We start from the raw sequence: 14,684 nt of genomic DNA on the forward strand, positions 1-14,684 counted from the left end.
GCACCCTCAGGCGCGTTGCAGCGCAGGCGCACCAAGCCCGACGCGCGCACCTCGATTGTTCGCCGTGGTAAGCACCACGCGCAGCGCGGGGTCGAGCACACCGGCCGCGCGCGCCGCCGCCAGCACACGCTCGGCCACCGCCCGCGAGCGCAGGATTGCGAAGCCGGTGGGCCCCCACGAACTCTGGCCGATCGCGGCCGCCTCGATGCCGCGCAACCACTCGAGCATGTGCCCGACGGCCGCGCTGGTGTACATCGATCCGCCCTGGGCCGGGGCAAAGTAGTCGCCGATGAGGCGCTGGACGTGGCTGACGCCCGCGGCGAAGGGCTCGAAATCGCGCTCGATCACTGCCGGCAGCACCCGCATCAGCACCTGGTGACTGAGATCGGCCGCGAGCGCGCGCGGGAAAGGCGCCAGCGCATCCATTGCGACCCGTTCGGCAGCGCCGCACAAGCCGTCCATGCGCTCGTCCAGCACCAGCATGACCGTCCACTCGGCCGGGAACGTGGCATGCGCGAGCAAGGGCGCGGCGCTGCCGTCCGCCCCCGGGCCGCCATCGAGCAGCAGCCCGCCGCGATCGAAACCGGCAATGCCGACGCCCGAGCGCTTGCCGCGCCCGAGGATCGCGGCCAGCCGGCGGGTCGGCACCTCGAGGCCATGCCAGGTGCAGAAGGCCCGGCCCACCGCGAGCGCAAGCTGGGTGCCGGAGCCGAAGCCAGAGTGCGGCGGCGGTGCGGCATTCAGGCGCAGGCTCAAGGGCGTTTCCAGTCCGGTCTCGCGCTGCAGCAGATCAAGGTAGCGGGCGATGCGTTCGCGGTTCTCGTCCTGCCCCGGCACCGTGCCCAGGCCCGCTCCGATCTCGACTGCGTTGCGCGCCGCCGCGCTGACCGCAAGCCGGGCTTCGAAGCCCTCGATGACCAGCCCCAGGCTGGCGAAGCGGCGCCCGAGACTGCCGTTGGGGTCGAGAAAACCCAGGTGGAGACGCGCCGGCGCATCGACAGTCACGCTGCGCGCGTGGTGGCGCGTGGACGCTGCTGCGGAACGAAGGAAGCTCATGGTCTTTGAAGGGCCCGGTGACGATGAACGATGACGGTGAACGACAGCGGCAGGCGGTGCCGACCCGTGCTGTTTAGCAAGCATCGTTCCATACGTCATCGTCACGGCCATCGCCACAACCATCGGCCCGGCAGTCGACCCCGCAATCGATCCACGACGGTTGCAGCAGCGCAGCCACGAACAGGGTGCACACCGTCAGGTCGGCACTCGTGCCGGGGTTGACGCCGCGCGCCTTGAGCGACGCATCCCAGCGCGCAAAGTCCGCCGCCTCGGCCGCGGTGGGATCGCGCGCCAGGCGCGCCTGCCAGGGCACGGCCTCGCGACGCACCTGCTCGGCGACGGCGTCGCCGAACTTGCGCCGCAGGTGGGAGTCCGGGTGCGTGGCCAGCCAGGCCAGGTAGACCGCCTGCACGCGCTGCGCCAGGGTCGCGGCCACGGGCGCCTGAAAGGCATCCAGGCCGAACTCGAACACCAGCCGGTAGTCCTCGGCGTACTGTCGTGCGATGAGGTCGCGGTCGGCGGCCAAGGCCATGGCGGCGCGCAAGCCCACCGTCGGCGGCCGCGACACGTCCTCCTCGTCTGCCGCCCCCAGCCCGCCCGGATTGGCGAGCGCGATCGCACGGTACGCGGCTGCCGCGTCGGCGAGGTCGAGCGCCTGCAGGCAGCCCTGCAGCGCGCTGCGCAGACTGCGGCAGCTGCGCGCGCGGGCACGCTCGGCCGCACACACCAGCGGCATGGCCAGCAGGAGGATCCCGAGGTTGGTGTTGCAGCCCACTGCCGCGCGCGTGGCCGCCACCGCCGCCTCGAGCCTGGCGCCGGGCGCAGCCCCAGGCTCGCACAAGGCCGGCGCGGAAACCCTGGCGCTGGTGAGGAACTGCTGCGCCACCATGTCATGCCCGCCGGAGGCGAAGCTGACGTTGCCAGGCTTGCGCACCGCAACATCGAGCCCGCACGCCCACAGGAAGGCCGCCTGCATCGCGTTCATCGCGCGTCTCCCTCCAATGTGTCGGTACCGATGGTGCGCAGCACGCCCGTGTCCAGGGCCTCGAGCAGCGCGCAGCGGCGGCTGTCCAGCGCGCGCAGGACGGCCTCGGCGGACGGCCCCTGTGCAAGCACGGTGCATACCGGATCACCGCGCGCATGCCTGCGACCGGCGGGCGGCACGTCGCACACCCAGGCACGGTCGAGCAGGGCGCGCCCCAGCGCGGCCCCCACCCGCCCCGGCTGGCGTGCAAAAACGGTCTCGAAACCCCGTACGGGCAACCCGCGCGCGCCGGGCCGGACCAAGCGGCCGGCGCTGGCCTCGACATGGGCGCGCAGGAGCCCGCCCTCGACGGCGTCGTGGAACAGACTGACCGCCGCGGTCGGGCGCGGGTTGAGCTCCAGCACCTGCATGCCGGCCTCGCCATCGACGATGAAATCGATACCGTTGAGCCCACGCAGCGCGAACGCCCCGGCCAGCAGTGATACCGCCCGCTGCACGGCCTGCTCGACGGACTGCGGCAGGGCGACCGGGCCGACACCGCCCCGGTACACGAAAGGCCGCCGCCCCAGCGCCCGGACGATCTGGCGGGCGATGCCGAGGACGCAAGCCTCGCGCCCATCGGCGAGAAAGAGCGCGGAGTACGCCTCGCCGCGCAGCTCGCGCTGGTAATGGAGGCCCGGCCCAGGGCGCACGGGTGCCCGCACCCGCTGCGCCAGGCGTTCGATGTGCCAGCCGCCGCAGGCGTGCGCATCCTTCAGCAGCCAGCCGCTGAGCCGTGCGGGCGGCACGGTCTGCGAAGGCGGGTGGGCGATTCCCAGCTCGGCCAGCACCGCGAAGAACGTCGCCGGCGTGCGCACGCGCCGCACAAGCTCGGCGCCGTTGCCGATCAGCGGCAGCACTGCCGAGGCCGCCTGCAGGAGTTCGCCGTGCGCCTCGAAGCCGCTGCCCGCCACCCAGCCCAGCACACCGCGCGCGCGCAGCCGGTGCAGCGCAGCCAGCAGGCGGTCGGCATCGATCGCCAGCCCGTCGCCACCGATGGCGTACCAGGCGTCGGCGAGCGCAAGCGTGTCCTGGTCGCCGAACAGGTCGAGGGCGATCGCTCGGAAGCCGCTCGCGCGCGCGCAGGCGGCGAGGCTGCGGGCGGAATACGCCGCAAGGGCGATCGTGGGGGCATCGGTGCGCGGAATCATCGCGGCATTCTGTGCCAGTTCGCCACCGGCACGCCACCGCCCTGCAGTCGGGCCTGCGCAGCCCGCCACGCGCCCTGGCAACGGCTGCCGGATGTCCCAAAAAGTAGCACCTGCCCCATATTTAAGCAGGCGCCCTCAGCAGCGCCACGCCCTCTCCGGCGCGCACGCCGCCCACCCACCGCCCTGGTTGCCGGAGATCTGCCGACGGACCCCATGCTTGCCGGCGACTGGCGCGCTGCAGGGCCCTCCCGGCCCGTGCAGGCGGTGCTTCGGCGCGGATGGCACAGCCTTTGCATTGGCAGAACCAGTTTCACGGCCACGACCACCAGCGATGGAGGCAGGCCACGGTAGTCCTCGTGAGCCGCGGCGAGGTGCAGTGCGTTTCGTGTGGCAATACAACTCAGCGTTGAATAGTGAGGAGACAAAAATGAAACAGACCGGGAATCCCGCCCGTCGCAACATGCAGCTTCTGGCCGCCGTATTGCTCGCACTTCCGGGGCTCGCGTCAGCGAATGCCGACCTCAAGGCCAAGATCGACAATCCGGGCAACTGGGCGGCCCAGGCCGGCGACTTCTACAACCAGCGCTACAGCAAGCTGGACCAGATCAACAAGGACAACGTGGGCGACATGCAGGTCGCGTGGACCTTCTCCACCGGCGTGCTGCGCGGCCACGAAGGCTCGCCGCTCGTCATCGACGGCATGATGTACATCCACACGCCCTTCCCCAACAAGGTGTTTGCGATCGATCTCGACACCCAGAAGATCGTCTGGCGCCACGAGCCGCGCCAGGATCCGTCGGTGATCGCGCAGATGTGCTGTGACACCGTGTATCGCGGCCTGGCCTACGCCGAAGGCAAGATCTTCCTGCAGCAGGCCGACAGCACCCTGGTCGCGCTCGACGCCAAGGACGGCAAGGTGCTGTGGAGCGTGGTCAACGGCGATCCGAAGCTCGGCGCAGTCAACACCAACGCCCCGCACGTATTCGGCGACAAGGTGATCACCGGCATCTCGGGTGGCGAATGGGGTGTGCGCGGCTTCCTCGCGGCCTACGACATCAACACCGGCAAGCAGGTGTGGAAGGGCTACAGCGTAGGCCCCGATGCCGAAATGCTGATCGACCCCGACAAGACCATGACCTGGACGGACGGCGAGCTCAAGCCGGTTGGCAAGGACTCCTCGCTCAAGACCTGGCAGGGCGACCAGTGGAAGATCGGCGGCGGCACCACCTGGGGCTGGTTCAGCTACGACCCCGAACTCAACCTGGTCTACTCCGGCACCGGCAACCCCTCGACCTGGAACCCCTCGCAGCGCCCGGGTGACAACAAGTGGACGATGACCATCTTCGCCCGCGACCTCGACACCGGTGTCGCCAAGTGGGTCTACCAGATGACGCCGCATGACGAGTGGGACTACGACGGCGTCAATGAGATGATCCTCGCCGACATCAAGGTCAAGGGCAAGGACACCAAGGCGCTGGTGCACTTCGACCGCAACGGCTTCGCCTACACCATGGACCGCACCAATGGCGCACTGCTGGTGGCCGAGAAGTACGACCCGACGGTGAACTGGGCCTCGCATGTCGATATGAAGACCGGCCGGCCGCAAGTCGTCGCCCAGTACTCCACCTCGAAGTTCACCAACCCGAACCACGGCCCCGACGTGAACGTGAAGGGCATCTGCCCGGCCGCGCTCGGCACCAAGGACCAGCAACCGGCCTCCTTCGACCCCAATACCGGCCTGTTCTACGTGCCGACCAACCATGTGTGCATGGACTACGAGCCCTTCGAGGTCGAGTACGTCGCCGGCCAGCCCTATGTCGGCGCCACGCTGTCGATGTTCCCGACACCCAACAGCCATGGCGGCATGGGCAACTTCATCGCCTGGGATGCGGGCGAAGGCAAGATCGTGCAGTCCAAGCCCGAGAAGTTCTCGGTATGGAGCGGTTCGCTCAACACGGCTGGCGGCATCTCCTGCTTCGGCACCCTTGAAGGCCACCTGAAGTGTGTTGATGCCAAGGACATCAACAAGGAGCTGTACAGCTTCAAGACGCCCTCGGGCATCATCGGCAACGTGTTCACCTACCTGCACAAGGGCAAGCAATACCTGGGCGTGTTCTCGGGTATCGGCGGCTGGGCCGGCATCGGCATGGCGGCAGGGCTGGAGCAGGACACCGATGGCCTGGGCGCAGTGGGCGGCTACCGCGACCTGCAGAACTACACCCAGCTCGGCGGCTCGCTGACGATCTTCGCACTGCCCAATCGTTGATGGCGCGGGCACCGGTGGCCGCAGCACGGGCCACCGGCCAGCCCTCCCTGCAACAGGCCGTTTCGATCTCCGCCCCCGGGCCATGAACCCCGGGCCGCACAAGGGATCAGACAACACAAAGACAAGGCGGCGTGATCGAGCCCGCCGATCGAGACCGACGGGCCGCATCGAGCCCGGATGGAGGAGGAGTCATGAGACACAGGCAGTTCGCCATTGCATTCGCCCTGCTCTGCTTCGGTTCCGCGACCCAGGCGGAGGACGCCCGGGCCGCGGCCAAGAGCAGCGCGTCCGACAAGCCCCTGTACACCGTGGTAGACGGCTACAAGGTGGATGCCGACACCTTGCAGGGTTTCCGTACCTGGCGAGCTGCCGCCTGCGACCGCTGCCACGGCGCCAACCAGGAAGGCATGGTTGGCCCCTCGCTGATCGAAAGCCTGAAGACGCTGAGCAGGGACGAGTTCGTCACCGTCGTGCGCGACGGTCGCCTGGACAAGGGCATGCAGAGCTTTGGCAGCGACCAGCGCGTGATGGACAACATCGACCACCTCTATGCCTACCTCAAGGGGCGCTCGGACGGTGCCATAACCCGCGCGCGAGTGAGCGCAATCGAATGAGCCGACGGGACTTCCGATGACTGAGAGCCAAGCCCGACGCCCACGCGTCCCGCACCTCGCCGCCGGCAGCGTCGGCGCACTGTCCGCAATCCTGCTGCTGCTCGCGCCCGTCGAGGCACACGCCGAGCAAGGCAAGGCCAACGGCCGCGACGCGCTGCGCGTGTGCCAGGACCCGAACAACATGCCCTTCTCCAATGCCGGCGAGGAGGGTTTCGAGAACCGCATCGCCGAGCTGTTCGGCAAGCATCTCGGCGTCCCGGTCACCTACTTCAACTATCCACAGCGCTTCGTGTTCATCCGCAACACCTTGCGCTACAAGTTACCGGGCGAGGACTACCCCTGCGACGTGATCATCGGGCTGCCGGTGGGCTTCGACCAGGTCGCCGTCACCAAGCCCTACTACCGCTCGACCTATGCCATGGTGATCCCGCCCGGCAAGGGCCTGGACGACGTCGCCACGGTGGACGACTTCCTCGCGCTTGGCCAGGAGCGCCTCGGCAAGCTCAGGATCGGCCTCTATGACAAGTCGCCGGTATCGAAGTGGATGGATCGCCACAACCTCGTCGACCAGGGCGTGCCCTACCAGACGATCAACGTCGCCATGGATCATTACGTGGGCGACATCATCGACAAGGACCTCGTGTCGGGCAAGATCGACGTCGCCATCGTCTGGGGTCCGGTCGCCGGCTACTACGCACGCCAGGTCGACCCGCCGCTCAAGGTGGTGCCGCTGAAGTCGGAGCCCGGCATCCAGTTCGATTTCGCATTCGGCATGGGGATTCGCCGCGGCGAGCCCGAGTGGCAGAAACAGATCGAGGGCTTCCTGGACAGTCATCAGGGCGAGATCCAGGACATTCTCAAGGCCTATCACGTCCCGCTGATCGACCTCGATCAACGCACGGCGGCGAACTGATGCGCCTTGCGCCATCCTCACCCCCTCCGCAGCAGACACCGACAGAGGGCAGCATGCACCGTCACACTCCGATCCGCCTTGCGCAGTGGGCCACCGTGCTAGCCCTGGGCTGCCTCGCACTTGCGGGCAGGCCAGCACTGGCGGCGGCGCAGGCGCAGGACTATTCGGCGGCCGAACGCATCATCTTCATGTCCGAGCACCTGTCTGCAGTCAAGCCGCCGCAATTGCTCGAGTACAGCTTCCGCAAGCACGGCACGCTCGAGGCCGGCTTCGAGGATCGCGTGGCGCTGCGGCTATCGCCGACCGATGCCGGTGTCTGCTGCGACGCCGAAGCCGACTTCCTCAGCGCAGAGCGGCGCACCCGGCTCCCCGAGGTCGAAGACGCACGCGCCAACCCCGTCATCCTGTACTTCCTCGAGCATGACGTGCGCGACATGAACCGCCTGACCAAGGGCCAGCCCAACCACTTCCGCAAGCGCATCCGCATGGCCATCTACGACGGCGCCCGGGTCGAGCATCGCGATGCCCACTACCAGGGCCGCAGCATCGCGGTGCAGGAGGTGTCGATCTCCCCGTACGACGACGACCCCAACCGCGAGCGCTTCGCCCAGTACGCGGACAAGCAGTATGTGTTCTGGCTGTCGGAAGCCGTCCCTGGCGGCGTGCTCGGCATGGCGACACGCATGAACAACCCCGAGGCGGGCGCAGAACCGCTGGTGGTCGAGGAGCTGGTTCTCGATGGCGCCACCCTGCCCGCCCTCCCACCCAGACAGGCGGCACTCGGAAGATGAGCCGCCTCCTTGTGGAGCACGCCCGATGAACAAGTCCTTCAAACCCCTCGCGACCGTCATCATCGCCCTTGCCGCGTCGGCGAGCCTGCCGGCAGTGGCCAACGACTTTCCCACCATCGAGCGCGTGAGCTACGTGCTCGAGTGCATGCGCGACCACCCTGGCCCGCAGTTCGAGATGTCGAGCAAGTGCTCGTGTGCACTCGATGCGCTCGCGCGCGAGGTCAGCTTCGAGGATTACCGCAGCATGCACACTGCCTCCCTGGCCAACACCATCGGCGGCGAGCGTGGCGGCTATTACCGCGGCAAGCACTGGCGCGGCGAAGTGCGCAAGTACCAGGAACTGCAGGCCAAGGCCAAGAAGGGCTGCTTCATCGACACCTCGGCCGCCAGCCGCTGAGCGCCCCGGTCGCCGACACACCGAGCCCCTGCGGCCCATGGCCGTGCGCACCGTCCGAGCCTCCCGCGCAGGCATCCTCGCCACAGTGCTTGCCGTGCTGGCAAGCGCCGCGGGCGAGTTGCTGGCAACCCAGCCCCTGCCGGTCGATGAGCTGGCCCCGGGCGTGTTCGTGCATCAGGGCCGGCACCAGCCCTGGGCCGCCACCGACGCGGACGATGTGGCGAACCTGGGCTTCGTGGTCGGCTCCGACTGTGTCGCCGTGATCGACACCGGGGGCAGCCCGGCAACCGGCGCAGCCCTGCTTGCCAGCATCCGCGCGGCAACGACGCGACCGGTGTGCTATGTGATCAACACCCATGTGCACCCCGACCACATCCTCGGCAACCCGGCTTTCGCCGCGCTCGAGCCGCGGCCCCGCTTCGTTGCGCACGCACGCCTGCCCGCCTCGCTCGCCGCGCGCGCGCCCTTTTATCTCCACGCGCTCGGGCGCGACACCGGCGCCACTGCGGGAGCGCCAGCGTTCCCGGCTTACGAGATCCTTGTGGACGACCGCCTCACGCTCGAACTCGGCGACGTCCGCCTGCACTTGCGCGCCTGGCAGACCGCCCACACCGACAACGACCTGAGCGTGCATGTCCCCGAGCGCGGCGTCGTCTTCCTGGGTGACCTGCTGTTCTCGACGCACCTGCCGGTGATCGACGGCCGCCTGCTTGGCTGGCTGGCCGTCATGGACGCACTCTCCGGCCCGAATGGCGGGCTGGCAGGGCATCTCGTCGTACCCGGCCACGGCCACCCCACGAGCGAATGGGCGCACGCTTTCGCCCGCCAGAACGAATACCTCGCGCTGGTCCGCGATCGCACACGCCAGGCCATCGCCGAGGGGCGCGGCATTGCCGAGACGGTCGAGGCGCTGGCCGGCACCGGCATCGAAGGCTGGCTGCTGGCAGACGACTTTCATCGCCGCAACCTGACTGCGGCGTTTGCCGAGCTGGAATGGGAAGACTAGGACCACCCCACAGGAGAAGCCATGAACACGCTCAGATCACTACTGCTGTGGTGCACGCTCCTGCTCGGCCTGCCGGGCACGGGCCTGGCACAGCAGGCCGCGGCAGACGACGCGGAGGCCAACGCGACCTGGCAACAGGTGCGCAAGGCCATGTTCCAGGGCCGCGACATCACCAGCCCGGCCCCCGATGTCATCAGCATCGAGGCCCCGGACCGCGCCCAGGATGCAGCCATCGTCCCGCTGTCGATCCGCACCCACATCGACCAGCGCGCCGAGCGCTACATCGAGAAGCTCTACCTCGTCATCGACAACAACCCTTCGCCGGTCGGTGCGGTGTTCCACTTCACGCCCGCCAGCGGCCGCGCCGACATCGAGACGCGGGTCCGGATCGAGGCCTATACCCACGTGCGTGCGATCGCGCAGATGAATGACGGCGAGCTGTTCATGACGACCCGCTTCGTCAAGGCCTCGGGCGGCTGCTCCGCGCCGCCGGGCAAGGACATGACGGCAGCGCTGGCCAATCTGGGTAAGATGCGCTTTCGCGTCGAGGCTGCAGCCGACGGCAAGGTCGAGGCCGGCAAGCCGGCACTCGCGCAGTTGATGATCAGCCATCCGAACAACTCCGGCCTGGCCATGGATCAGCTCACCCGGCTCTATACGCCGGCCTATTTCGTGCGCCACATCCAGGTCAGCTATGCGGGCGAGCCGGTGCTGCGCGCGGAGGTGGACTTCTCGATCAGCGAGAATCCCAATTTCCGCTTCTACTTCCTGCCGCACGCCGAGGGCGAACTGAAGGCCGAGGTCATCGACACCAACGATCTGCGCTTCGAGAGCGCGCTGAAGATCTCGCCGCGCTAGTGCCATGCACCCGGGCAGCGCCTACAAACCGTAGCCCGGGTTGAGCGCACGCTTCTCGGCCATGTCGCGCACCATGAAACGCACACCGCGCAGCCAGCTTTCGTCGTTGTTGCCGCGCAGATCGACCGACTTGACCAGGGCGACACGACCGCTGGCCGCCTCGATGATCTCGATATTGACGTTGAGGATCAGGTTGCTGACCTTCTGCACCCAACCCACAGCCACATAGTCGCTGCCAAGCCCTGCGGCGAGATCGGACTTGCAATGCACGCAGCGGAACACGAATTCTGCGCTGTTGCGCACCTTGTCCACCAGCGCCTGCTGGGGAGCAAGATCCACCGGCCGGTAGAGCCCGCGCTCGGCGATGAGCGCGCGGAACTCGGCGTCGATCATCTTCAGCCGCGCCTGCTGTTCGGCATCCCGGCTGCCATCCGGATGGTCCTCGAGCAGTTCGAAACCGATCATCGCCAGCGATGGCGGTGCGGCAAGGGCGACACCGCCCGCGGCGCACAGCAGCGCCGCCACGAGCAAGCGGCGAAGACGGCGTATCGTTGCATTCATGGCGTTCGTCTCCTGCAGGAGGTGGGATGAGACATTCGGACAGGCGGTGGACGTTCGGCCCTGCGGCCCTGCGGCTTGCTGCGGCACTGCTGTGCCTGATCACGTTCGCACCCGCAGCCGTCCTCGCGCAGCTGGACGCCGCGGCGGCCGGGCGCATGCCGCAAGGCCTGGCCGAAGGCGTCCACGTGCTCGTCGGCGATGTCGACGCACCGACGCCGGCCAACCGCGGCGAGATCGGCAACATCGGCTTCGTGGTCGGTGAACAGGGCACGGTGGTGATCAACTGCGGGGCTTCGTATCGCCACGGCCGCGCCGTGATCGAGACGGCCGAACGCATCGGTGGCAAGCCGGTGGTGCTGGCGATCATTACCCAGCCGCTGCAGGAGTTCGTGATGGGCGCAAGCGCGTTCACCGAACGCGGCATCCCCGTGCTGAGCCATCGCGCCAGTGCCGAGCTCATCGAGGCGCGCTGCGAAACCTGTCTGCGCACGCTGCGCACGCAGCTCGGCGAGGACGAAATGGCCGGCACGCGCGTCGTGGTGCCCACACAGCGGATCGACGGCGACACCGTCGTCACCGTCGGCGGACGCGAACTGCAGCTGATCCACCCGGGCTGGGGCAGTTCGCCGGGCGACCTGATCGTACGCGACACGCGCAGCGGGATCGTCTTTGCCGGTGCGCTGGCGGGCTTCGGGCGAGTCCCGGAACTGCGCGACGGCGACATGGCGGGCTGGCTGGCCGCACTGGACAGGCTGGAAGCCCTCGCTGGGCAGGACCGCGACCTCGTCGTGCCGGGCTATGGCGCACCTGCCGGCACGCACGCACTGGCCGCCCTGCGCCACTACCTGCGCGACATCGACACCCGGGTGCACGCCCTGCTCGCCGCCGGAACGCCGCTGCTGGAGGCAATCAAGGCCGCGGACCTGCCGGCCTACAGCCACTGGGCGCGCTACCCCTTGCAGCATGAGCGCAACGTGCAGCGGCGCTACCTCGCGCTCGAAAACGAATTGTTCGAGGACTGACAGGGGCGGCGCCCGCCGGCCGCGGCGCTCAGCGCCCTTCCAGTTCGCGCTTGAGCGCATCGAGCCCGGCCTGGTAGACGCCGGTCACGGCAGCGATCGCAGCCGCGTCGTTCAACTCGGGCGGCGGATCATTGTTGGGAAAGCCCCGGTAGAAGGCACCGCGCCACTCGACCTTCGAGCCCTTGTCGCCGTCGGCCGTCACCGTAAGGTGGGACACGTAGTTGCTTACCGGCAGCACCGCCACGTCGCCCTTGCTGATCTTGTACGAGTAGCTCATGCGCTCGGCACTGTAGCGGGTGAGCTGCTCGCCGATGCTCGGCTCGCCCTCGCCCTTGAGGACCAGCACACGCTCCGCACCCACTTCGTTCGCCGCAGCGCCGTCGGTGCGGGCCACCGCAGGATGCCAGGACATGTCGTGGAAATTGGCGATCCGCGCCCACACCTTGTCGGCCGGCGCCGCAATGTCGATGCTGAGCTCCACCTTCTGCCGGCTCGGCCCATGCGCCCAGGCGCTGCCGACCAGCAGGCCGCACAGGGCCAGGCTCAATACGCTTCTGCGAGTGGTTGTCATGTCGTCTCCAGGAGTGGGTCTTGATGACTTGCGGGGGATGGCGTTCAGCCCGGCTTGCCGGTGCGCTTGAGCATGCCGCGCTGCGGGTCGTAGCCCCAGGCTGCAAGCAGGAAGAAGACGACCAGGCAAGCACCGACGATGGCGAGCGACTGCACCGACACCTGGCCATGGAGTGCGAAGCGGATCGCCTCGACGGCGTGGGTGAAGGGGTTCCAGGTGGCGAGGAAGTGGATCACCCGCGCGCCGGACTCCTCCAGCTTCCACAACGGATAAAGCGCAGGCGAGATGAAGAACATCGGGAAGATGACGAAGTTCATCGTGCCGGCGAAGTTCTCGAGCTGACGCACATGCACCGACAACAGGAGGCCCAGCGCGCCCAGCATCATGCCGGCCAGCACCAGCACCGGCAGCGCGTAGAGCCAGCCGCCAAACGGCACGTCGACATCGAACAGCGCCGCGATGGCGAGAAAGACGTAGGCCTGCAGCACCGACAGCAGGGTGCCGGCGAGCAGCTTGCAGAACAACAGATACCAGCGCGGCAGCGGCGCCGTAAGCAGCAGGCGCATCACCCCCATCTCGCGGTCATAGACCATCGCCAGCGAGGACTGCATGCCGTTGAACAGCAGCACCATGCCCAGCAGCCCGGGCACGATGTAGGTCTGGTAGGGGATGTAAGTGTCGTAGGGCGGGATGATGGAGACGCCGAACACGTTCTGGAAACCGGCGGCGAACACCACCAGCCACAGCAGCGGGCGCACAAGGGCGGACGCCAGCCGTCCGCCCTGGCGGACGAACTTGGCGACCTCGCGACTGGTGACCGCCTGCAGCGCAAGCAGGGCGTGGGCGAGCCTCATGCACGGCCCTCCCGGCAGCGCCAGCGTTCAATCGATCCGGGCCTGGCCTTCATGCGTCCATTCATGCATCCACTCCGTTCGGCTCTGGCGGTTCAGGGCTTGCACTGGCTGTCGCGGCGGTCGAAACCGAGCGTATCCATGTTGTTGCTCTGGTGCAGGAAGCCCTGGATGGGCGCGCGCTCGATCACCGCGTTGTGGGTGGCGATCAGCATCGGCTGGCGCAACTGGCGATCCCAGTCGCGGAAGTTGAGGCGGTTGCCCTTGAAACCGTCGATGGTGATCTCCTCGCTGCCGAGGTAGGCGACGAGCTTGTCGAAGGGCGCGTTCTCGGTGCGTACCACGGCCTCCACCACCGCCTTGACCGCGATCCACGCCGCCCAGTCGGCGCTGCCCATGTGACGCTTGGCCTGCTTGTCGAAGCGGCCAGTGAGCTGGGGCGCGCCATGGCGCGGCCAGGCCCAGTGCCAGGCCTCGGCCACCAGGCCCTCGGCGCCGATCACCGGACGCGGGCGCACGGTGTCGTAGGGCACGCTGCGCGCAAACTCGCCGTCGCTGTCCGCGACGAAGACGACATCGTGATCGGCGCCGGCGGTCAGCAGGCCGACATTGCCCTGCTCGCGCTGGCGCGGGTCATTGCTGAGCACGAACTCCTTCCTGGCGACGATCTTCAGGCCGAGCCGGCGCGCGGAGTTTTCGAAGGCGGCGCCGATGAGCTTGTCCTCGTCGCGTGGCCCCTGCAGCAACAGCACGTTGCGCCACTTCTTGAACACCAGGAACTGGGCCAGCGCGTCGGTCTGCATGCCGTGGTTGGGCAGGGTGTGATAGAGGTGGGCCTGGCACTGCGCCTGGCGCAGTGCGTCGTCAGCCGCAGACACGTTGAACAGCAGCAATTCGCGGCCGCGCGTCTTCGCCGCCAGCTCGGCCACCACCGGACCCGGCGCGTCGATCAGGAAGAAGCGCACGCCCTCGCCGTTGAGCCTGTCGAGTTCGGCGAGCAAGGCAGCGGCATCGGCACCCTTTGCGCGCGCGAGCTCGAAGCCCACGCCCAGGGCCTGGCCAACGAAGCGCACTTCGCGGATCGCCACCTCGGCACCGGCAAGCGGCGGCCCCAGCGGACGCGACAGGGTGCGAAAAAAGGCCTTCTTGTCGTCGTAGCGCGGATCCTTGTCCAGCTCCAGGTAACCGAAGCGGATCACCTCGGCTGCCGTGGCAGCCAGGGTGAAGAGCAGCAAGCCCATCGCCAGCGCCAGATGCATGAGGCCAGCCATCGGCGGCGGACGCAGAGCGCCCGCCGCGCAAGCGAGATGCGTGGGGAAACGCAGTTTCATCTTATCGTTCTCCATCCATATTCCAGGTCAGCACCGCGAGCCTCGCCAACCAAGGTCCGACATAGGCGCGACGGTTTCCCGTGGGAGCGGCGCAAGCCGCGAGCCTTTCGTCGCATCCACCACCCTCCATCGCCTTCAAACCCTCGCGGCTGGCGCCGCTCCCACAGGGCGATGCGCGCCGCGGGTTGCCGTAGGCGCGGCGCAAGCCGCGAGCCTTTCGCCGCACCCGCCACCCTCCATCGCCTTCAAACCCTCGCGGCTGGCGCCGCTCC

15 protein-coding genes are annotated in these 14,684 nt (G+C 68.2%); 8 read left to right on the forward strand and 7 right to left on the reverse strand.

What is annotated here, in order from left to right:
• Positions 1-6: 6 nt before the first annotated feature.
• The 3 genes from P7F68_RS17290 to P7F68_RS17300 form a co-directional block, all read right to left on the reverse strand.
• Positions 7-1,056, reverse strand: a complete 1,050-nt coding sequence (locus P7F68_RS17290; protein ID WP_277835016.1) for a beta-ribofuranosylaminobenzene 5'-phosphate synthase family protein — start codon at positions 1,054-1,056, stop codon at positions 7-9.
• A 73-nt stretch (positions 1,057-1,129) separates the two neighbouring features.
• Positions 1,130-2,041, reverse strand: a complete 912-nt coding sequence (locus tag P7F68_RS17295; protein ID WP_277835017.1) for a triphosphoribosyl-dephospho-CoA synthase — start codon at positions 2,039-2,041, stop codon at positions 1,130-1,132.
• Positions 2,038-3,231, reverse strand: a complete 1,194-nt coding sequence (locus tag P7F68_RS17300; protein ID WP_277835018.1) for an ATP-grasp domain-containing protein — start codon at positions 3,229-3,231, stop codon at positions 2,038-2,040. Before P7F68_RS17300 ends, P7F68_RS17295 begins: the two co-directional genes overlap by 4 nt.
• Positions 3,232-3,658: 427 nt before the next feature.
• On the opposite strand from P7F68_RS17300, the gene P7F68_RS17305 reads away from it, so the two are divergent.
• The 7 genes from P7F68_RS17305 to P7F68_RS17335 all read left to right on the forward strand — a co-directional run bounded on the left by P7F68_RS17305 (position 3,659) and on the right by P7F68_RS17335 (position 10,076).
• On the forward strand, positions 3,659-5,497 hold the full coding sequence (locus P7F68_RS17305) for a methanol/ethanol family PQQ-dependent dehydrogenase (RefSeq protein WP_002944322.1): 1,839 nt from the start codon (positions 3,659-3,661) through the stop codon (positions 5,495-5,497).
• Positions 5,498-5,688: 191 nt separating this feature from the next.
• On the forward strand, positions 5,689-6,111 hold the full coding sequence (locus P7F68_RS17310) for a c-type cytochrome (RefSeq protein WP_002923410.1): 423 nt from the start codon (positions 5,689-5,691) through the stop codon (positions 6,109-6,111).
• 16 nt (positions 6,112-6,127) lie between these two features.
• Positions 6,128-7,024, forward strand: coding sequence for a quinoprotein dehydrogenase-associated putative ABC transporter substrate-binding protein (locus P7F68_RS17315; RefSeq protein ID WP_002944319.1), 897 nt, complete (start codon positions 6,128-6,130; stop codon positions 7,022-7,024).
• A 53-nt stretch (positions 7,025-7,077) separates the two neighbouring features.
• A complete protein-coding gene (locus P7F68_RS17320; RefSeq protein ID WP_277835019.1) occupies positions 7,078-7,815 on the forward strand; it encodes a hypothetical protein in 738 nt (245 codons plus the stop codon).
• 25 nt (positions 7,816-7,840) lie between these two features.
• Positions 7,841-8,212 (forward strand): hypothetical protein, encoded by a 372-nt coding sequence (locus P7F68_RS17325; RefSeq protein ID WP_277835020.1) that lies wholly within the window; start codon positions 7,841-7,843, stop codon positions 8,210-8,212.
• A 37-nt stretch (positions 8,213-8,249) separates the two neighbouring features.
• Positions 8,250-9,218, forward strand: a complete 969-nt coding sequence (locus P7F68_RS17330; protein WP_277835021.1) for a quinoprotein relay system zinc metallohydrolase 2 — start codon at positions 8,250-8,252, stop codon at positions 9,216-9,218.
• 21 nt (positions 9,219-9,239) lie between these two features.
• Positions 9,240-10,076 carry a quinoprotein dehydrogenase-associated SoxYZ-like carrier gene (locus P7F68_RS17335; RefSeq protein WP_270069512.1) on the forward strand — a complete coding sequence of 279 codons (837 nt, stop codon included), beginning with the start codon at positions 9,240-9,242 and terminating at the stop codon, positions 10,074-10,076.
• Between the two features lie 21 nt (positions 10,077-10,097).
• Here P7F68_RS17335 and P7F68_RS17340 read toward each other — a convergent pair whose 3' ends face one another.
• Entirely contained in the window at positions 10,098-10,637 is a 540-nt protein-coding gene (locus P7F68_RS17340) for a DUF3280 domain-containing protein (RefSeq protein ID WP_002923403.1), read from the reverse strand.
• A gap of 26 nt (positions 10,638-10,663) precedes the next feature.
• Between P7F68_RS17340 and P7F68_RS17345 the strand changes: the two genes are divergently transcribed.
• On the forward strand, positions 10,664-11,659 hold the full coding sequence (locus tag P7F68_RS17345) for an MBL fold metallo-hydrolase (protein ID WP_277835022.1): 996 nt from the start codon (positions 10,664-10,666) through the stop codon (positions 11,657-11,659).
• A 28-nt stretch (positions 11,660-11,687) separates the two neighbouring features.
• Here P7F68_RS17345 and P7F68_RS17350 read toward each other — a convergent pair whose 3' ends face one another.
• The 3 genes from P7F68_RS17350 to P7F68_RS17360 all read right to left on the reverse strand — a co-directional run bounded on the left by P7F68_RS17350 (position 11,688) and on the right by P7F68_RS17360 (position 14,412).
• Positions 11,688-12,230, reverse strand: coding sequence for an SRPBCC family protein (locus P7F68_RS17350; protein ID WP_037983184.1), 543 nt, complete (start codon positions 12,228-12,230; stop codon positions 11,688-11,690).
• A gap of 44 nt (positions 12,231-12,274) precedes the next feature.
• Positions 12,275-13,084 carry an ABC transporter permease gene (locus P7F68_RS17355; RefSeq protein ID WP_002923400.1) on the reverse strand — a complete coding sequence of 270 codons (810 nt, stop codon included), beginning with the start codon at positions 13,082-13,084 and terminating at the stop codon, positions 12,275-12,277.
• Between the two features lie 92 nt (positions 13,085-13,176).
• Positions 13,177-14,412: a type 1 periplasmic-binding domain-containing protein gene (locus tag P7F68_RS17360; RefSeq protein ID WP_277835024.1), complete on the reverse strand. Its 1,236-nt coding sequence runs from the start codon at positions 14,410-14,412 to the stop codon at positions 13,177-13,179.
• Positions 14,413-14,684 lie beyond the last annotated feature (272 nt).

Origin of the sequence: Thauera mechernichensis (genome assembly GCF_029588855.1) — a bacterium.
GTDB lineage: Bacteria > Pseudomonadota > Gammaproteobacteria > Burkholderiales > Rhodocyclaceae > Thauera > Thauera mechernichensis.